This window comes from Pseudomonas sp. H9, from assembly GCF_004353925.1.
GTDB lineage: Bacteria > Pseudomonadota > Gammaproteobacteria > Pseudomonadales > Pseudomonadaceae > Aquipseudomonas.
Genome location: NZ_SMOK01000047.1, coordinates 255,305 through 274,261, shown reverse-complemented (window position 1 = coordinate 274,261; position 18,957 = coordinate 255,305). Strand labels below are relative to the sequence as shown.

At 60.6% G+C, this 18,957-nt stretch carries 17 protein-coding genes and 2 pseudogenes; 10 read left to right on the top strand and 9 right to left on the bottom strand.

Translation table 11 applies throughout. From position 1 onward, the window contains the following. Positions 1-80: 80 nt before the first annotated feature. The 4 genes from E1573_RS26065 to E1573_RS26050 all read right to left on the bottom strand — a co-directional run bounded on the left by E1573_RS26065 (position 81) and on the right by E1573_RS26050 (position 4,279). Positions 81-1,913 (bottom strand): ABC transporter ATP-binding protein, encoded by a 1,833-nt coding sequence (locus E1573_RS26065; protein ID WP_133217412.1) that lies wholly within the window; start codon positions 1,911-1,913, stop codon positions 81-83. Positions 1,914-1,977: 64 nt separating this feature from the next. Further along, positions 1,978-2,535: a peptidylprolyl isomerase gene (locus tag E1573_RS26060; RefSeq protein ID WP_133217411.1), complete on the bottom strand. Its 558-nt coding sequence runs from the start codon at positions 2,533-2,535 to the stop codon at positions 1,978-1,980. Further along, positions 2,529-3,341 carry an alpha/beta fold hydrolase gene (locus tag E1573_RS26055; protein ID WP_133217410.1) on the bottom strand — a complete coding sequence of 271 codons (813 nt, stop codon included), beginning with the start codon at positions 3,339-3,341 and terminating at the stop codon, positions 2,529-2,531. Before E1573_RS26055 ends, E1573_RS26060 begins: the two co-directional genes overlap by 7 nt. Before the next feature lie 14 nt (positions 3,342-3,355). Continuing rightward, positions 3,356-4,279, bottom strand: coding sequence for a LysR family transcriptional regulator (locus tag E1573_RS26050; protein WP_133217409.1), 924 nt, complete (start codon positions 4,277-4,279; stop codon positions 3,356-3,358). A 49-nt stretch (positions 4,280-4,328) separates the two neighbouring features. On the opposite strand from E1573_RS26050, the gene E1573_RS26045 reads away from it, so the two are divergent. From E1573_RS26045 to E1573_RS26035, 3 genes are all read left to right on the top strand, one after another. Then, entirely contained in the window at positions 4,329-4,643 is a 315-nt protein-coding gene (locus E1573_RS26045) for a 3-phosphoglycerate kinase (protein ID WP_133217408.1), read from the top strand. 149 nt (positions 4,644-4,792) lie between these two features. Beyond that, positions 4,793-5,392 carry an FMN-dependent NADH-azoreductase gene (locus E1573_RS26040; protein WP_133217407.1) on the top strand — a complete coding sequence of 200 codons (600 nt, stop codon included), beginning with the start codon at positions 4,793-4,795 and terminating at the stop codon, positions 5,390-5,392. Positions 5,393-5,821: 429 nt separating this feature from the next. Beyond that, positions 5,822-6,700 (top strand): carboxylate/amino acid/amine transporter, encoded by an 879-nt coding sequence (locus E1573_RS26035; protein WP_133217406.1) that lies wholly within the window; start codon positions 5,822-5,824, stop codon positions 6,698-6,700. Here E1573_RS26035 and E1573_RS26030 read toward each other — a convergent pair. Further along, on the bottom strand, positions 6,641-7,942 hold the full coding sequence (locus E1573_RS26030; protein ID WP_133217405.1) for a mechanosensitive ion channel family protein: 1,302 nt from the start codon (positions 7,940-7,942) through the stop codon (positions 6,641-6,643). The two genes, E1573_RS26035 and E1573_RS26030, sit on opposite strands and share 60 nt — an antisense overlap. Positions 7,943-8,083: 141 nt before the next feature. On the opposite strand from E1573_RS26030, the gene E1573_RS26025 reads away from it, so the two are divergent. Then, positions 8,084-9,403, top strand: coding sequence for a DEAD/DEAH box helicase (locus tag E1573_RS26025; RefSeq protein ID WP_133217404.1), 1,320 nt, complete (start codon positions 8,084-8,086; stop codon positions 9,401-9,403). Positions 9,404-9,470: 67 nt separating this feature from the next. On the opposite strand, the gene E1573_RS26020 is transcribed toward E1573_RS26025, so the two are convergent. Beyond that, positions 9,471-9,740, bottom strand: a complete 270-nt coding sequence (locus E1573_RS26020; RefSeq protein ID WP_133217521.1) for a hypothetical protein — start codon at positions 9,738-9,740, stop codon at positions 9,471-9,473. Positions 9,741-9,906: 166 nt separating this feature from the next. Here E1573_RS26020 and E1573_RS26015 point away from each other — a divergent pair, with 166 nt between their 5' ends. Further along, entirely contained in the window at positions 9,907-10,833 is a 927-nt protein-coding gene (locus E1573_RS26015; protein ID WP_133217403.1) for a DMT family transporter, read from the top strand. Here the strand turns inward: E1573_RS26015 and E1573_RS26010 are convergent. Beyond that, positions 10,784-11,965, bottom strand: a complete 1,182-nt coding sequence (locus tag E1573_RS26010; RefSeq protein WP_133217402.1) for an MFS transporter — start codon at positions 11,963-11,965, stop codon at positions 10,784-10,786. The two genes, E1573_RS26015 and E1573_RS26010, sit on opposite strands and share 50 nt — an antisense overlap. Before the next feature lie 105 nt (positions 11,966-12,070). Between E1573_RS26010 and E1573_RS26005 the strand changes: the two genes are divergently transcribed. Next, positions 12,071-12,964 carry a LysR family transcriptional regulator gene (locus E1573_RS26005; RefSeq protein ID WP_133217401.1) on the top strand — a complete coding sequence of 298 codons (894 nt, stop codon included), beginning with the start codon at positions 12,071-12,073 and terminating at the stop codon, positions 12,962-12,964. 123 nt (positions 12,965-13,087) lie between these two features. Then, positions 13,088-13,219, top strand: coding sequence for a PA1414 family protein (locus E1573_RS27095; RefSeq protein ID WP_256659627.1), 132 nt, complete (start codon positions 13,088-13,090; stop codon positions 13,217-13,219). A gap of 53 nt (positions 13,220-13,272) precedes the next feature. Here E1573_RS27095 and E1573_RS26000 read toward each other — a convergent pair whose 3' ends face one another. Beyond that, a complete protein-coding gene (locus E1573_RS26000) occupies positions 13,273-14,652 on the bottom strand; it encodes a sodium:solute symporter (RefSeq protein ID WP_133217400.1) in 1,380 nt (459 codons plus the stop codon). A 144-nt stretch (positions 14,653-14,796) separates the two neighbouring features. Beyond that, on the bottom strand, positions 14,797-15,747 hold the full coding sequence (gene speB / locus E1573_RS25995; RefSeq protein ID WP_133217399.1) for an agmatinase: 951 nt from the start codon (positions 15,745-15,747) through the stop codon (positions 14,797-14,799). A gap of 224 nt (positions 15,748-15,971) precedes the next feature. Here speB and E1573_RS25990 point away from each other — a divergent pair, with 224 nt between their 5' ends. The 3 genes and pseudogenes from E1573_RS25990 to E1573_RS27370 all read left to right on the top strand — a co-directional run. Then, the gene (locus E1573_RS25990) at positions 15,972-16,865 is read left to right on the top strand and encodes a LysR family transcriptional regulator (protein ID WP_038613562.1); all 894 of its coding nucleotides are present in this window, start codon (positions 15,972-15,974) and stop codon (positions 16,863-16,865) included. A 96-nt stretch (positions 16,866-16,961) separates the two neighbouring features. Next, positions 16,962-17,282: pseudogene (locus tag E1573_RS27375) on the top strand (PAS domain-containing protein); the annotation flags it as partial. A 309-nt stretch (positions 17,283-17,591) separates the two neighbouring features. Then, positions 17,592-18,566: pseudogene (locus E1573_RS27370) on the top strand (methyl-accepting chemotaxis protein); the annotation flags it as partial. Positions 18,567-18,957 lie beyond the last annotated feature (391 nt).

The window sequence follows — 18,957 nt, the reverse complement described above, 5'->3', positions numbered from 1 at the left end:
CGGTGGGAGCGGGCTTGCCCCGCGAGGCGATGTGACAGAAAGATCGCGATCGCGGGGCAAGCCCGCTCCCACTGGCGGAGTCAGTCGATGCCGACGAAGCCGCCGGTCTGGTGATGCCACAAGCGCGCATACAAACCCTGCTGCGCCAGCAGCTCGGCATGGCTGCCCATCTCGGCTATGCGGCCTTTTTCCAGTACCACCAAGCGGTCCATACGGGCGATGGTCGACAGGCGGTGGGCGATGGCGATCACTGTCTTGCCGTGCATCAGCGTCTCCAGGCTTTCCTGAATGGCCGCTTCCACCTCCGAATCCAGGGCTGAAGTGGCTTCGTCCATGATCAGGATCGGCGCGTTCTTGAGCAGCACCCGGGCAATGGCAACACGTTGACGCTGGCCACCCGAGAGTTTGACCCCGCGCTCACCCACATGGGCATCGAAACCGGTGCGGCCCTGGGCATCGGAAAGCTGCGGGATGAACTCGTCGGCGCGGGCCCGGCGTACGGCTTCCCACAGTGCTTCATCACTGGCGTCAGGTCGCCCGTACAGCAGGTTGTCGCGGATCGAGCGGTGCAGCAGGGAAGTGTCCTGGGTGATCATGCCGATCTGTGCACGCAGGCTGGCCTGGGATACCTGAGCGATGTCCTGACCGTCGATCAGGATGCGCCCGCTTTCCAGGTCGTACAGGCGCAGCAGCAGGTTGACCAGGGTTGACTTGCCGGCACCCGAAGGGCCAATCAGGCCGATCTTTTCACCGGGGCGGATGTCCAGGTTGAGGTCGTCAATGATGCGGCTGCCTTTGCCGTAATGAAAACCGACGTTCTCGAACTTCACTGCACCGCGTTCGACTTTCAGGGCCGGCGCGTTGGGCAGGTCGGTCACGGTCACTGGTTGGGCGATGGTCTGCAGGCCATCCTGGACCATACCGATGTTTTCGAAGATGCCGTTGACCACCCACATGATCCACCCTGACATGTTGACGATGCGGATCACCAGGCCGGTGGCCAGGGCAATGGCGCCGACGCTGATCAGCGATTGGCTCCACAGCCACAAGGCCAGGCCTGTGGTGGTGACAATCAGCAGGCCGTTGAGGCTGGTGATGACCACGTCCATGCTGGTGACCACACGCGCTGCCAGTTGGGTCTTTTCAGTTTGTTCGCTGATGGCTTCGCGCGCGTACTGTTGCTCGAAATCGGTGTGAGCAAACAGCTTGAGGGTGGCGATATTGGTGTAGCCGTCAACGATACGCCCCATGAGTTTGGAGCGGGCATCGGACGACACTACCGCACGGGCTTTGACCCGTGGCACAAAGTAGTAGAGCGCGCCGATGTAACACAGAATCCAGCTGATCAGCGGCAGCATCAGGCGCCAGTCGGCTTCGGCGAACAGCACCAGCGAGCTGATGGCATAGATCAGAACGTGCCACAGGGCATCCACCGCCTGCACCGCCGAATCGCGCAGTGAGTTGCCGGTTTGCATGATGCGCTGGGCGATGCGCCCGGCAAAATCGCTCTGGAAGAAATTCAGGCTCTGTTTGAGCACATAGGTGTGGTTTTGCCAGCGGATCATGCTGGTCATACCGGGGCTGATGGTCTGGTGCACCAACAGGTCGTGCAGGCCAACGAACACCGGGCGCAACAGCAGCGCCACCACCAGCATCCAGATCAGTTCGCCGGCATGTTCGCTGAAGAAGTGGATGTTAGGCGTGCCCTGAGCCAGATCGATGATCCGGCTCAGGTAACTGAACAGTGCCACTTCAATGATTGCGCCAATCAGGCCGACCACCAGCAACGCCGCAAAGCTGGGCCAGACCTGTCGCAGGTAGTACAGGTAGAACGGCAACACCGTACTGGGCGGCGCCGCGCTGGGGGCTTCACGAAAGATATCGATCAGCTTTTCGAACCGGCGAAACAGCATGAAAAAGTAACTCCTGTTCAGCTAGACCCTCAGGCCCTGGCTCACGTCCTTGTGAGGCGCTGGGTCAGTCGATACGTTTGGCCGACTTGATGTACACCGGGTCAGCCGGTACGTCGCGCATGCCGCGCTTGACGGTGGTAGGGGAGTTGACGATCTGGTCGACCACGTCCATGCCTTTGACCACTTTGGCGAATACCGCATAGCCGGCATCGCGGCCCGGGTCGAGGAAGGCGTTATCAGCGACGTTGATAAAGAACTGGCTGGTGGCCGAGTTCGGGTCGGAGGTGCGCGCCATCGACAGGGTGCCACGGGTGTTATGCAGGCCGTTGCTGGCTTCGTTCTTGATCGGAGCGTTGGTGCGTTTTTGCTGCATGTCAGCGGTGAAACCACCGCCCTGGGCCATGAAGCCAGGAATCACACGATGAAAAATGGTGTTGTTGTAGAAGCCGCTGTCCACGTACTCCAGAAAGTTCTTGCTGCTGATCGGTGCCTTGACCGGGTCGAGTTCCACTTCGATCTGACCAAAGCTGGTGTCGAGCATGACGTGGGGTGCTTTGTCGGCAGCCATGACGCTGGCGGCGAAGACGACCGAGCAGGTGGCAAGCAGAAGTTTTTTCAGCATGGGCTCAATGTTCCTTGAGAGGTGGTGGACGCTGCCAGAAAGTTCAGCAGCGTCTGATTGAAAATCTGGGGTTGATCCAGCGGTGTAGCGTGCCGCGAATCTTCGATGACCGCCAGTTGAGCCTGAGGTATCAGGCGCACGTAGCGTTCTTTCAGGGCAACCGGGGTGTAGTCCTGGTCGGCGCTGATGACCAGCGTAGGACAGCGGATCTGCCCCAGGCGTTCGCTGACGCCCCAACCGACAATGGCGTCGAAGCTGGCTAGGTAAGCGCGCTTGTCGTTTTTCGCCCAGCGCTCGGCCATTTTGCGCCTCAGGTCGGCCTGCTGCGGTTTGGGGAACAAGCGCGCGGCCAAGCCCTTGCCGATGGCTTCCAGGCTCAGTACACGGGCCAGGGCCCAGCGCTTGGCCCACCAGATCCAGTCTTGGCGGGTGCGGCGTTTGACTTCCGGCGCACTGTTGATGATGCACAGGCTGCGCAGCCATTGCGGATGATCGACGGCGAACTGAAAGCCGACCATGCCGCCCATCGACAGGCCAGCCAGGTGCACCGGGCCGCACTGCAGGTGCTCAAGCAGTGCCAGCAGGTCGGCGCTGAACGTCGGGATGCTGTAGCGCTCGTGGGGCTTGTCGGAGCGGCCGTGGCCACGGATGTCCATCAGGATCACCCGATAGTGCCGGGCCAGTGTGGGCACTTGCATCTCCCAGTCCTTGCAGCTGGAGCCCAGGCCATGCAGCAGCACCAGCGGATCACCCTGGCCGTATTCCTCATAGTGCAGCGAACAACCTTCATGTTCGAAATAGGCCATGGGCGAGATTCCTGTCAGGCTTGGGCGGGGGCAGCGAAGGGCACGTCCAGCGGCGCGGTATCGAAGTTTCGTAGCAACTCGATGAGGATCTGCGTGGCCGGGCCCAGGGGTTTGTCCTTGTTGGAGTAAAGGTAGAACAGTGGATGGCGACTGCCACCCTGATCCAGCGGCAAGGGCTTGAGCAGGCCTTCACGCAGTTCCCGCTCGATCAGGTGACGGGGCAGCCAGGCAAAGCCCAGGCCACTGCAGACAAAGGTAGCGGCGGTGGCCAGGCTACCGACGGTCCAGCGCTGTTCAGCACCCAGCCAACCGACATCGCGCGGTTGGGCACGGCCTGAATCGCGGATCACCACTTGCAGCTGGCTTTCCAGGTCTTGAAAGTTCAGCTCACGGCCCAAGCGGTGCAGGCTGTGATCCGGGTGAGCAACGGCGACGAACTCCACCGAACTGAGTTCGGTACCCAGATAGCCGGAAATATTGAAGCCGCTGATGGCCAGGTCGGCGATGCCTTCATGCAGCACCTCTTCAACACCGGACAGCACTTCTTCACGCAGGCGCACGCGGCAACCGCGGCTTTGCGGCATGAAGGCGCTCAGGGCGCGGACCAGGCGGGCGTTGGGGTAAGCAGCATCGACCACCAGACGCACCTCGGCTTCCCAGCCCTGTTCCATGTGATGGGCGAGGTCTTCCAGTTGGCTTGCTTGCTTGACCAGTTGCCGGGAGCGGCGCAGCAACACATTGCCGGCGTCGGTCAGCACGGCCTTGCGCCCGTCGATGCGTAGCAGCGGCACGCCCAATTGATCTTGCATACGCGCAACGGTGTAGCTCACCGAAGATTGTGAGCGGTGCAGCGCTTCGGCCGCCTGGGCAAAACCACCGTGGTCGACCACCGCTTGCAAGGTCCGCCACTGATCCAGGGTAACGCGCGGCGCTTTCATCTTCGGCTCCTGTTGTCCTAAGCTGGCGCTCTTTCATGGAGAGCGTCGTATGAAGAAATGTTGTGCTGTATTGCTGGCCCTGCTTCCGCTCACAGCCTTGGCTTATCCCATCGATGTGGAAAAAAACCTTGAAGGCGTCAAGCTCGACTACACCGCCTACGACACCGACCGTGATATCGGTTCGATCACCCTGAACAACTACGGCGAGGTGCCGGCCCAGTGCAAGGTGTTGTTTCGCAACGGCCCGGAAGCACCGCGGGTGCGCCGAGTACAGGTGCAGCCTAAACAAAGCAAAGACGTTACGGCCAAATTCAACCGCGAAATCATCAAGCTGCGCATCAGCCTGGATTGCAAACCGCTATAAACAGCGCACGATGCTGTAGAGGCTAGCGCATCGCCACAATAAAACAAATAAACTGATAGATTGCACCCAGATTTTACGCTTTTTAATCGATCGGTCACTGTTTAATCTCACCTCCATCGACTTACCGCATTTGCCGATGGAGGCAACCCATGTCCCGTGTTCTTGTTATCGAAAGCAGCGCCCGCCAGCAGGATTCGATCTCCCGGCAACTGACCCGCGATTTTGTCAGCCATTGGCAAGCTGCCCATCCTGGCGATCAGATCACCCAGCGTGACCTGGCCGTCAACCCGGTGCCGCACCTGGATGCCAACCTGCTGGGTGGCTGGATGAAACCTGAAGAGCAGCGCAACAGCGACGAACTGCAGGCCCTGGCCCGCTCCAATGAGCTGACCGACGAAGTGTTGGCCGCTGATGTACTGGTGCTGGCGGCGCCGATGTACAACTTCACCATCCCGAGCACCCTGAAAGCCTGGCTGGACCACGTACTGCGTGCCGGTATCACCTTCAAATACACCGAAACCGGCCCACAAGGCCTGTTGACCGGCAAGAAGGCGTACATCCTCACCGCTCGCGGCGGCCTCCACGCTGGCGCCTCCAGCGACCACCAGGAACCGTACCTGCGTCAGGTGATGGCTTTCATCGGTATTCACGATGTCACCTTCATTCACGCCGAAGGCCTGAACCTGGGGGGCGACTTCCATGAAAAGGGCCTGAACCAGGCCAAGGCTAAACTGGCTGCGGTGGCCTGAGTCAGCAACTGAATTTTCCCGCCTGACACCTGTTGCTCCTTTGGGTGTACCTGCCCGGTCTATGACCGGGCTTTTTTGTGCATGAAAATCGCGTGCTGTGGGATCAGGCTGGTGGGAGCGGGCTTGCCCCGCGATTGCGGTTGAACTACCAGACTGCTTCGCGGGGCAAGCCCGCTCCTACCGGAAGAGCTAGCCATTCCTGCGCAATCTGTCGACCTCAGCAGGTTGCCCGGGTAAGCACTCAATGTAATCTTCAGTTGGTCACTGCGTGTTATGGCGACAAAGCGTGGCAGCTCCATCGCTTTAGTCCGCAATTGAACTGAGTCAGGAAATGTCTTCGCGGGGCAAGCCCGCTCCTACCGGTGGGAGCGGGCTTGCCCCGCGATCGGTGAAAAGCTAAGGTCGCCGCCTTCACAGCAAGGGGCAATCATGGGCTATTTATTGATCGTCGCACTGATCCAGGCGTTTTCGTTCAGCCTGATCGGCGAGTATCTGGCAGGACATGTAGACAGCTATTTCGCCGTGCTGGCGCGCGTTGTACTGGCCGGCCTGGTGTTTTTGCCGTTGACCCGCTGGCGTCAGGTCGAGCCGCGCTTCATGCGTTCGATGCTGCTGATCGGCGCGCTGCAGTACGGCATCACTTATGTGTGCCTGTACCTGAGTTTCCGGGTGTTGACGGTGCCTGAGGTGCTGCTGTTCACCATTCTTACTCCCCTGCACGTGACCCTGATCGAAGACGCGCTGAACCGGCGGTTCAATCCTTGGGCGTTGGTGGCAGCACTGGTGGCCGTGGCAGGTGCGGCGGTGATCCGCTTCGACAGCATCAGCCCAGACTTCTTCATGGGCTTCTTGCTGCTGCAACTGGCCAACTTCACCTATGCCGCCGGTCAAGTGTTGTACCGCCATCTGATTGCCCGTAACCCAAGCGACCTGCCGCATTACCGGCGCTTCGGCTATTTCTACCTGGGCGCCTTGCTGGTGGTGTTGCCCGCATTCCTGGCGTTCGGCAACAGCCAGCACCTGCCGAGCACCAATGTGCAGTGGCTGGTGTTGTTGTTCCTGGGGCTGTGCCCGACGGCGTTGGGTTTGTACTGGTGGAACAAAGGCGCCTGCCTGGTTTCAGGCGCGACCCTGGCGGTGATGAACAACCTGCACGTTCCAGTGGGGCTGCTGCTCAACTTGCTGATCTGGAATCAGCACGAGCCGCTGGGCAGGTTGTTCATCGGTGGGGCGGTGATTCTCGCCTCGCTATGGCTCGGTCGTCTCGGCAGTCAGCGTTCGCTGCAGGTTGGGCAGGCTCGACGGTAGCAGGCCAGCGCGCAGGTCGTTGCCGCTGGGTTGCTGGTACAGGCTCAGGCCGAACTCCGGCATCACCGCCAGCAGGTAGTCGAAGATGTCACCCTGGATCCGCTCGTAGTCACCCCAGGCGGTGGTGCGGGTAAAGCAGTAGATTTCCAGCGGCACGCCCTGGGCGGTGGTCTGCATCTGGCGGACCATGCAGGTCATGTTCGGCTGGATGTCCGGGTGGCTCTTCAGGTAAGCCAGGGCATAGGCGCGGAAGGTACCGAGGTTGGTCATGCGCCGACGGTTGGCCGACAGCTCGGCAACGTTGCCTTGCGCTTCGTTCCAGGCTTTGAGCTCACTGCGTTTACGGGTGATGTAGTCAGTCAGCAGGCGCACCTGGCTCAGGCGTTGCTCTTCCTCGGTGCTCAGAAAACGTACACCGCCAGCGTCGATGAACAGGCTGCGCTTGATCCGGCGCCCACCTGACTGCTGCATGCCACGCCAGTTCTTGAACGACTCAGACATCAGGCGCCAAGTGGGGATGGAGACGATCGTTTTATCGAAGTTCTGCACTTTGACGGTGTGCAGGGTGATGTCCACCACATCGCCATCGGCGCCGACCTGCGGCATTTCGATCCAGTCGCCGACCCGCAGCATGTCGTTGCTGGTCAATTGCACGCTGGCGACGAACGACAACAGGGTGTCTTTGTACACCAATAGAATGACCGCCGACATCGCACCCAGACCCGACAGTAGCAATAGCGGTGAGCGGTCGATCAGGGTGGCGACGATGATGATCGCGCCAAACACGTACAACACCATCTTGGCCAGTTGCACGTAGCCTTTGATCGAGCGGGTGCGGGCATGCTCAGTGCGCGCGTAGATGTCGAGCAGGGCATCGAGCAGGGCGCTGATTGCCAGCATCAGGAACAGGATGGTGAAGGCCAGTGCGACGTTGCCGAGGAAGTGCTGGCTGGGGGCGTTGAGCTCCGGCACCAGTTTCAGGCCGAATTGCACCACCAGAGACGGTGTCATCTGCGCCAGGCGATGAAACACCTTGTTTTGCAGCAGGTCGTTGACCCAGTGCAGTGCCGGCTGTCGGGCCAGCAGTTTGATAGCGTGAAGGATCAGAAAGCGTGCCACTCGGCCCAGCACCAGGGCGATTGCCAGCAGAATGCTCAGGCCAAGGCCTGCGTGCAGCACGGGATGTTGATCGAGGGTGCCCCAAAGATCGAGGGCGTTTTGCCAGAACTGTTCAATAGCCATGCGGTTTTTGACGTGTCCGTAGTGAAAATGAGCGGGTATTAGAGCCCGGAAACGACCAACAGTGCCAAAAGAAATTCGGCGTAGGCGCTGGAAAACGTTACCCTATACGGCTGAATTTCTGCACATGCCCGAGGTACACCCGTGTTTTCCCAATTCGCCCTGCACGAACGCCTGCTCAAAGCCGTTGCTGCACTGAACTTCGTAGAGCCGACTCCGGTGCAGGCGGCCGCCATTCCTCTGGCTTTGCAGGGGCGTGACCTGCGGGTAACGGCGAAAACCGGTAGCGGCAAAACCGCAGCGTTCGTGCTGCCGGTGCTCAACCGTCTGGTCGACCTCAAGCAGAAGCGCGTAGAGATCCGCGCCTTGGTGCTGCTGCCAACCCGTGAACTGGCCCAGCAGACCCTCAAGGAAATTGAGCGTTTCTCGCAGTTCACTTTCATCAAGGCCGGCATGATTACCGGCGGTGAAGACTTCAAGGAACAGGCCGCCATGCTGCGCAAGGTGCCGGATATCCTGGTCGGTACCCCGGGCCGTATGCTTGAGCAACTGAACGCTGGCAACCTGAAGCTTGAGCATGTGCAAGTTGTGGTGCTCGACGAAGCCGACCGCATGCTCGACATGGGTTTTGCCGAAGACGTCGAACGCCTGTGCGGCGAGTGCCCGAACCGCGAGCAGACCCTGCTGTTCTCCGCCACCACCGGCGGCGCCGGCCTGCGCGACATGATCGCCAAGGTCCTGAACGAGCCTGAGCACCTGATGCTCAATACCGTCAGCCAGATGAACGAAGGCACCCGCCAGCAGATCATCACCGCCGATCACAACCAGCACAAAGAGCAGATTGTCCAGTGGCTGCTGGCCAACGAGACGTACCAGAAGGCGATCATCTTCACCAACACCCGGGTCATGGCCGACCGCATCTATGGTCACCTGGTGGCCAAAGACTTCAAAGCGTTCGTACTGCACGGCGACAAAGACCAGAAAGACCGCAAACTGGCCATCGAGCGCTTGAAGCAAGGTGGTGCCAAGGTGCTGGTTGCTACCGACGTCGCTGCGCGCGGCCTGGACGTTGACGGCCTGGATCTGGTGATCAACTTCGACATGCCACGCAGTGGTGACGAGTATGTGCACCGTATCGGCCGTACTGGCCGCGCCGGTAACGAAGGCCTGGCGGTTTCGCTGATCTGCCATGGCGACTGGAACCTGATGTCGAGCATTGAGCGCTACCTGAAGCAAAGCTTCGAACGCCGCACCATCAAGGAAGTCAAAGGCACTTACACCGGGCCGAAGAAGGTCAAGGCGTCGGGCAAGGCCGCTGGCGTCAAGAAGAAAAAGACCGACAAGAAAGGCGACAAGAAAGTCGTGGCCAAGCGCAAGCCGACGGCCAAGCCAAAACCTAACGCGCCGTTGGCCAGTGCTGATGGTTTGGCGCCGCTCAAGCGTCGTAAGCCGGCTGCTGAGTAATAGTTGAGTCGCGGGGCAAGCCCGCTCCCACAGGGCCTTGTGGGAGCGGGCTTGCCCCGCGATACGATCACACCTGCTTCTGCGCTTCTCTCAATTCCTGCAGCCGCTTGTTGATCAGCTGGCACTTGTCCGGCAGGTCTTTGCTGGCGCTTTCCAGCTTCATGCCTTTCAGTTCGTCATTGATCTCTTTGGCTTTCTGCGGATTCTGTTCCGTCAGGCGTGAGACTTCCTTGGCCAGCTCTTCGCGTTTTTCCGTCGCTTCTTCAAGGGTGCACGCCCAACTGGGCAGGGCCAGCAACAGGCTGGCGGCGGCAGCAATCTTCACTAAGGTTTTCATCGGCGGTGCTCCGCTAACGGTGTGTTGCGGTTGATGCCCGGGCGGCAGGCAAAGTTCAGCTCGGTTCACAAAGACTGGCAATCCAGCGCTGCCGCCCCCGATAATTGGCGCTGGATCCAAACTGTCGAGATTTTTCCATGCTGTTAGCCATTCGCGGGTGCTGGCAATGAGCACTACCCGCCGCAATACCGATGCCTTTGCCCTGCAAGTGATGGTGGTGCTGTGCCTGATCTGGGGCATTCAGCAGGTGATGATCAAGCTCGCTGCGCCGGATATCGCACCGGTGATGCAGCAGGCCTTGCGCTCCGGCATGGCGGCAGTGCTGGTGGGCTTACTGATCTGCTTTCGCGGCGGCTGGGAGCAGGTTGCCCACACCTGGCGCGGCGGCCTGTTGGCCGGTGCGTTGTTCGGCCTGGAGTTTCTGTTCATCGCTGAAGGCTTGAAGCTGACTTCCGCGGCGCACATGTCGGTATTCCTTTACACCGCCCCGGTATTCACCGCCTTGGGCCTGCACTTGCTGTTGCCCAGCGAACGCCTGCGGCCGTTGCAGTGGCTGGGCATTGTCCTGGCTTTTGCAGGTATCGCCTACGCTTTCGCCGGTGGTGTGTCATGGTCCGACATGGACGGCCGTATGTTGCTGGGTGATGCCTTTGGGGTACTGGCTGGCTTGGCGTGGGGCGCAACTACCGTGGTAGTGCGCGGTTCGCGGCTGTCGGAAGCACCGGCAACCCTGACGCTGTTCTATCAACTGGCAGTGGGCTTTGTCGGGCTGTTGCTGATTGCCGCGCTCAGTGGCCAGGTCACTCAGGTGCACTTCACGACGCTGTCGATTGGCAGCCTGTTGTTCCAGGGCCTGATTGTGTCGTTCTTCAGCTACCTGACCTGGTTCTGGCTGTTGCGCCGCTACCTGGCGTCGAACCTGGCGGTGTTCTCCTTCATCACCCCGTTGTTCGGGGTGACGTTTGGCGTATTGCTGCTGGACGAGCCGCTGAGCCTGAACTTTGTGCTTGGCGCGGTAATGGTCTTGCTCGGGGTTACCCTGGTCAGTGCTGAACAGTGGGTGCGCCGACACTTGCGCAAGCTGCTCGGCTAGGTTGTGCGCGCCACAGCAGTGCACCGGCCAAGAGCTGGCCGCTGCCGGCGATGATCAACGCTGGTTGCAGGCTTGCGGCGAATTGGTTGCTCAACGCGGCCAGCAACGGGCCACTGAGCTGGCCCAAGGCAAAGCAGGCGGTCAGCAACCCGGTGTTGCGCTGATGGACGTGGGGCGCCAGTTCACGTGAACGCTGCATCACCAGTTGCATGCAGGCCAGAAACGGCGTTCCGCACAACAGCACACCCAAGGCCAAGCCCGGGCCATTGCCGAGCAGGCAGGCGAACACCCCAGCAGCCTGCAACCACAATGTCGCCATCAACCAGCGTGAGGTAGTGCCCCAGCGTGCGCGGCGCACACTGACGACGACCACACCCACTGCCGCGGCCAGCCCGAACGCGGGCCAGAACAGGTCGGCCAGCCACTGACCCTGAAAGCGTGCGTTGGCCATTTGTGACATGAAGGTGGCCGGGATGATGTAGCCGATGCCGTACAACGCATAGACCAGCCCCAGGCGTGCGATCCCCGGAGTCGGCCCGTGCGCGATAGCAGGGCTGGCCCCAGGTGTTGTGGCCTGTACACGTGGCAGAAAGGGCAGTACTACCAGCAGCATGAGCAGGGCCGTAGCGGCATAAATCAACCACAGTGGCGCAGAGCCCAGGCCGTGCAGGTTAGAGAACAGTGCCAGCAGGCCGGTGAGCATGATCCCCAGTCCGGGACCTGCGAACACCATCGCGCCGAGCCGTGTGCGGTTGTGCGTCGCGGCCACTTGCTGACTGAGGCTGGTGAGCATCACCAGCACCCAGGCGCTGGCGATCCCGGTACCGAAGCGCAAGGCCAGGTGGCTGTAGAAACCGTTGGCCCAGCACGAGGCCAGCGTCAGCAGCACGCACAGCCACAAGCCCCCGTACAGGCGCGCGCGGACCTGACCGGGGCGGCGCGCGAGCATGGCGTCCAGGGCGCCGAGGAAGTAACCCAAGTAGTTCGCGGCAGCGATCAGGCCGGCGGCAGTCAGAGTGACCTGACCTTCGCTGATCAGCTGTGGCAGTTGTGGGGTGAGGGCGAAACGCCCGATCCCCATGGCCATCATCAGGGCGATGGCGCTGGCGAGCAATTGTATGAGCGGGGACATGACACTGTTCCTGAGGCGAGGGCGATGAGCGTCAGGCTAAGAGGGTTTGACTTTCAGTAAAATTGAATAATCATGATCAACTTGTTCTGTTCTGGAGAATATCCCGTGGAGCTCAGCCAACTGCGTATTTTTCAGGCGGTCGCCGAGGAGGGCTCGATCACCCGTGCCGCCGAGCGCTTGCACCGGGTACCCTCGAACCTGTCTACGCGCCTGCGCCAGCTCGAAGAGCAGCTGGGTGTGGAGTTGTTTCGCCGCGAGCGGCAACGCTTGCAGCTGTCGCCAGCGGGCAAGGTGTTGCTCGATTACGCCGGGCGCATGCTGGCGCTGCGTGATGAAGCCTTCGCCGCTGTGCAGGGCGGGCAACCGGCGGGAGATTTCGCACTCGGCACCATGTACAGCACGGCTGCCATTCATCTGCCGGCGCTGCTGGCGCGTTATCACCAGGCGTATCCGGCGGTGAACCTGCAGGTTCAGGCGGCACCCAGCGGTGAACTGCTTGAAGGCCTGCTCAGTGGTCGCCTGGATGCTGCACTGGTGGATGGCCCGTTGGCCCTGGCCGGGCTGGATGGCGTGCCGCTATGCGATGAAACCCTGGTGCTGATTACCGAGCCCGGGCACAAGCCGGTACGCAGCGCCCTGGATGTGGCCGGGCGTGCGGTATTTACTTTTCGCCAGGGCTGCTCGTACCGCATGCGCCTGGAAGCCTGGTATGCCCATGATCATGCGGTGATGGGGCGAGTCATGGAAATCGAGTCTTACCCCAGCATGCTGGCCTGTGTCATTGCCGGATCGGGGGTGGCGCTGATGGCGCAGTCGATGCTCGACAGCTTGCCGGGACGTGAGCGTGTAGCGGCGCATCGTTTGCAAAAGCCTTTTGATTTGGCCACCACCTGGTTGATGTGGCGCAAAGGCATGTGCGGGGCGAATTTGAGTGCCTGGATCGACTTGCAACAAGGGGAAACAGTTGCAGCGTCGGCTGAACTGGCGGTCAACGCTTGATTAAGGTCAACTTCATCCCAACTTGTAGTCCTAGAGCATGCGTAACGTACGACATAGGACTATGATCTGTATGAAGCATCGCAGGACTGAAATGCCGTGCAGGCTGACCCGTGAGGGGGATTTATGAGAAATAATCTGTTCAACTGGCTTCATGACCTGGCTGCGGCTCTGGGCTTGATTCCACCGCCACTGCAGCCGGTGCCGATCCCTACAGATGAGGAGCAGCGCAAGCGCCAGCCACGTCCACGTCGCTAGGCGCCAGGCTTGGGCCGCCGCATCAGATTGATGCGACGGCCACCGTTGGCCAGTCAGGCCAGGTTTACCGCACCCGCCGGACGGCGAGACATCACACTCACTACCACGAAGCTGACCAGCGCGATCGCCAGGCTGTAGTAGATCGGGGTGTTGGCATCCATACCATCTTTGATCATGAACGCCAGGGCGGTGATAAAGCCCAGCGCCATGCTGGTGATTGCCGCAGCGGTGGTCGCCCGTTTCCAGAAGATCGCACCGATCAGTGGTACCAGCATGCCGCCAACCAACAGGTTGTAGGCCAGGGTCAAGGCGCTGATCACGTCTTCAACTACCAGAGCAATACCCAGCACGGTGATACCGGTGAGCAGAGTGAACAGGCGGTTGATCGCCAGGCTCGATTGCTTGCCGCCGCGCAGTTTAGGCAGCAGGTCTTCGGTCAGCACCGTGGACGCGGCCAGCAAGCCGGCACTGGCGGTGGACATCATCGCAGCCAGCGCAGCGGCGATTACCAGGCCACGGATACCATCCGGCAGGGCGGATTTAACAATCGCAGCAAAGGCGTTGTTGGCGTTGGCAAGGTCTGGCAGCAGCACGTGGGCGGTCATACCGATCAGCGCACACACCAGGCCATAGACCACGCAGTAGACACCCGCAACGGTACCGGCACGCTTGGCGACTTTCTCGTCACGCGCGGTGAACACGCGCTGCCAGATATCCTGGCCGATCAGGATGCCGAAGAAGTAGATCAGGAAGTAGGTGATGATGGTGTCCCAGCCGATGGTGGTCAGGCTGAAGCTTGCGCTTGGCAGCTTGGCGACCAGTTCGTCCCAACCACCTACGCGGTACAGGCAGATTGGCAGCAGCACGAACATCAGGCCGACAGTCTTGATCACGAACTGCACGATGTCGGTCAGGGTCAGCGACCACATACCGCCGATGGTCGAGTACACCACGACCACGCCACCGCCGAGCAGGATGGCGGCCCAGAACTGCATGTCGAACAGCACTTGCAGTACGGTACCGATCGCCAGGGTCGAGGTCACGGCAATCATCAGCGCATAGGCCAACATGATCACCGCACTGGCCTGACGAGCCATCGGGTTGTAACGCTGTTCCAGCACTTGGGTTACGGTGAAGATTTTCAGGCGCAGCAGAGGTTTGGCCAGGAACAGGTTCAGGGCAATGATGCCCAGGCCCAGGGCCGCGCACAGCCAGAAACCGGAAATACCGTGTACGTAACCCAGTTTTACCGTACCAACAGTCGAGGCACCGCCGAGGACGGTCGCGGCCATGGTGCCCATGTACAGGCTAGGGCCGAGGTTACGTCCGGCTACCAGGTAGTCTTCGTGGGTTTTTGCTTTACGCATGCCGTACCAGCCCAGCCCGAGCATGCCGGCCGCGTAGATCAAGACAACGAATAAGTCTAAGGCCATGGGTGTCTCCGATTATCTTTATTATGGTGAGAGCGATCCTGGCGCCAGGCAAGCCGGGCGCCGGTCATTCGTCTACTTCGCCGGCTGCGTGGACGCACCGGCGATCATGGCTCCTGCCTCGTTGTAGCTCCTGGTGCTTGTCGGTCAGCGGTGAGCCACACCCGGCAAGACACAGAGCATTTCGTAGAGCAGGTTGGCACCGAGCAACGAGGTGTTGCCGGTGGTGTCGTAAGGTGGCGAGACTTCCACCAGATCGCAGCCGATCAGGTCCAGCCCTTGGCAGCCACGGATGATTTCCATGCCCTGGATGGTGGTCAGGCCACCGATTTCCGGGGTGCCGGTGCCTGGGGCCCAGGCCGGGTCGATGCCGTCGATGTCGAAACTCAGGTAAACCGGGCCGCCACCGACTTTCTCGCGCACTTCAGCCATCAGCGGCTCCAGCGACTTGTGCCAGCATTCTTCGGCCTGAACCACGCGGAAGCCCTGCTTGCGGCTCCAGTTGAAGTCTTCAGCGGTGTAGCCCTGGGCGCGCAGGCCGATCTGTACCACGCGGTCGCAGTCCAGCAGGCCTTCTTCCACGGCGCGGCGGAAGGTGGTGCCGTGGGCGATTTTCTCGCCGAACATGTGATCGTTGACGTCGGCATGGGCATCAATGTGCACCAGACCGATCTTGCCGTGCTTTTTGTGCAGCGCGCGCAGAATCGGCAGGGTGATGGTGTGGTCGCCGCCCATGGTCATGGGGATGACGTTGTGCTCAAGGATTTCGTCGTAGGCTTCTTCGATGATGCGCACTGCTTCAAGCAGGTTGAAGGTGTTGATCGCAACATCACCGATATCGGCTACCGACAGCGAATCGAACGGCGCAGCACCAGTGGCCATGTTGTATGGGCGGATCATCACCGACTCGGCGCGGATCTGCCGTGGCCCGAAACGGGTGCCGGAGCGCAGCGAAGTACCGATATCCAGAGGAATGCCGATGAAGGCAGCATCCAGGCCTTCGGCGCTTGGCAGGTGAGGGAGACGGAGCATGGTGGCGATGCCGCCGAAGCGCGGCATTTCGTTGCCGCCCAGTGGTTGGTGAAGAATCTTGTCCACGGTCGGGCCTCATCGATTCGATTGTTCTAGTTGTTGGAACCTGTCTTGCGGGGGCTGAAACAACCCCTGAATGCTGGCAAGCAGGTGCATTGCGGCAGAGTCTGCAAAAGGTAGTGGGTAAAAAGAATCGCTACAGGCAAATACTTAGTTCAGATTTTTCTAAACTAATGCGTGGGATCTGGTTAGACTTTGCCCACCTGCCGCCTTTCCGGACCCCGTAAACCATGGCCTCCGCACTGCCTGACCTGAAACTTCTGCGCATCTTTGTCAGCGTCGTGCGCCATCAAGGTTTCGCCAACGCTCAGCGTGAACTCAATCTGTCCACGTCGGCCATCAGTACCTACATGAGCCAGTTGGAAGCGGCGCTGGGCATCGTCCTGTGTCATCGCGGGCGCGGCGGTTTCAGCCTCACCAGCAAGGGTGAGCTGTTCCATCAGGAAACTTTGCGTTTGCTGGCCGAAATGGATGGCTTCGAGCAGTACGCGGCGGCGCTCAAGGGGGAATTGCGCGGCACCCTGAACTTGGGGGTAATCGACTCGACGGTAGGCGACCGCGCCTTGCCACTGGCCGAAGCGATTGGTGCCTACAGTCAGGAGCACCCGGCAGTCCACTTGCACTTGTCGGTCTCCAGCCCCTACGAGTTGCAACTGGGCGTGCAAGACAACCGCCTGGACCTGGCCATCGGCGCGTTCTCGACGCGCATGAGCGGGCTGGTCTATCAGCCGCTATACCGTGAGCAACACTGGTTGTACTGCAGTAATCGCCACCCGTTGTTTCACGAGCGGCGCATTCCCGAGCAGGTGATTACCCAGCAGCGCATGGTCGGGCGGGGCTACTGGAGCCAGGCTGAGCTGGCCCGGCACGGCTTCAAGCACAGCGCGGCGACGGTGGAGAGTATGGAAGCGCAGCTGATTCTGGTGTTGTCCGGGGCTTATATCGGTTACCTGCCTGAACACTATGCCCAGGCCTGGGCCGACAAGGGCGACTTGCGCGTGTTATCGCCTGCCACGTTCGGTTATCAGGCGCCGTTTTCCATGATCATTCGCCGCGGCCGCAGCCGTGAACCTCTGATTCAGACCTTCCGCGATTTGCTCAAGGCGCAGCTGACACCGGCTTGACCGAAATGACACCTGAAAAATGCTGTTACAACCGGAGATTTCTTCGGTAAACGGGCTACTTTCCCGCAATTGCTCTGCTAAACCTGTACTGCGTTGATGTCATTTCCCCATCATCCTTCGGCAGGTATCGCACCTATGCGAATGAATTTACCCGTCACTGAACACGAAAGAACCTTCCCCAGCGAACAACGGTTGATTTCCACCACGGACCTCAACAGCCGCATAACCTATTGCAACGATGCTTTTGTCGCCATCAGTGGCTTCACTTACGAAGAGTTGCTCGGCCAGCCGCATAACCTGGTGCGTCACCCGGACATGCCCCCGGAAGTGTTCGGGCATATGTGGGAAACCATCAAGCAGGGTAAACCCTGGATGGGCGTGGTGAAGAACCGGGCCAAGAACGGTGATTACTATTGGGTCAGCGCCTATGTGACCGCAATCTACGAAAACGGGCGTGTCAGTGGTTACGAGTCGGTGCGTTCAGTGCCGACCCGCGATCAGATTCGTCGCGCAACGGCGCTGTATGCACGCTTGCGCAAGGGGCGGTCGGCGGTGCCTATGGCGGCGCGGGTAGGGGAGGTCATCGAGCATGGCTGGCCGTTGCTCGGCGCGGGTCTGCTGTCGACGGCCAGTTACTTGTGGTTGCCGCAGTACGCCGCCCTGGGGGTGCTGATGACCAGCCTGTTCAGCGCCTGGTACCTGATCGAGTCACGCCAGAACCGCGTTATCAAACGCACACTGGCCGAGCATCCAAAAGCGTTCACCAGCCCAATTGTGGCCCTGACCTACAGTGACAACCGTGGCCTGCAAGGGCAGCTCGACCTGGCCATTCTCAGTGAGGAGGCGCGCTTGCAAACCGCCCTTACGCGGTTGGTGGACGCTGGCGTCGGGGTCAAGTCGCGAGCTGCACAGTCTTCGGATTTGTCAGGTGCCCAGGCGCAGATGCTTGACCGTCAGCGCAGTGAAACCGACCAATCGGCCACCGCCATCGCGCAGATGGCGGCGACGATTCAGGAAGTGACACACAACGTACAGAACACCGCCACCGCAGCTGCCGATGCTGACCAGTTGGCCCAGCAGGGCAGTGACCTGGCGCAGCAGAGTTTGCGGGCCATGGGCAGTATGAGCGACGCGGTCAATGACATCGGCCAGGCGGTCAACGCCCTGGCTGAGCAGACCCAATCGATCGGCAGCGTGGTTGATGTGATCACCTCGATTGCCGAGCAGACCAATCTGCTGGCCCTCAATGCGGCGATTGAAGCAGCGCGGGCCGGTGAACAGGGGCGTGGTTTTGCGGTAGTGGCTGACGAAGTGCGCTCGCTGGCCCAGCGCACCCGCAGCTCCACCGAGGAAATCCATCAGATCATTGCCTCATTGCGCGATGGCGCGCAGCGGGCGGTGTCGACAGCCAGTAAAGGTGAGCAGATTTCCCGGGAAAGTGTGCAACGGGTCGAGGCGGTGCAGTCGGCCTTGGTGGGGATCACTCAAGCGGTCAGCCGCATCACCGGCATGAGTCAGCAAATGGCCACGGCGTCTGAGCAACAAAGTCATGTGGCTGAAGATATCAATCAGCAGATCACCCGCATTGCCCAGTTGTGCGATCACAGTGCCGGGCAGGCCAAGCAGGGCGCTGAGATCAGTCAGGACCTGGAGCGCATGGCCGACTACCTGTACAGCCTGGCTGAACGTTTCAACCGCTGAAGTCTTTCGTTTCCCCCACAGGGAAGTGGGCTTTTTTCGGTGCTTCACGTCGGTGGCGTTGGGCGCTGTGGGCTTATCCGTTCGGTGTGGCGGCCTTACGGGCCCCTTCCGCCCTTACGGCGGCTTACTTTCCTCTTGGGGAAAGTAAGCAAAGCCGCTGGCTCCTACATCCGGCCCTGCGCTGCGCTCCGGGTTCCCTGCGTTCCGGCACCCTCCAGGCCCGCGCGGCCTACGACTTGCTTCGCCAAGTCTACGTCTCGCGCCTTCGGCTCAGCCGAAGGGTGCTGCGCACCTGGCCCTCCAGGTACCTCCTCTCCGGCCTCCTGAAGTCGCGAAGTTACGGGCGGGGCTTGCACTGGCGTTATCTTCGATAGTGAAGGATGTGGTGATC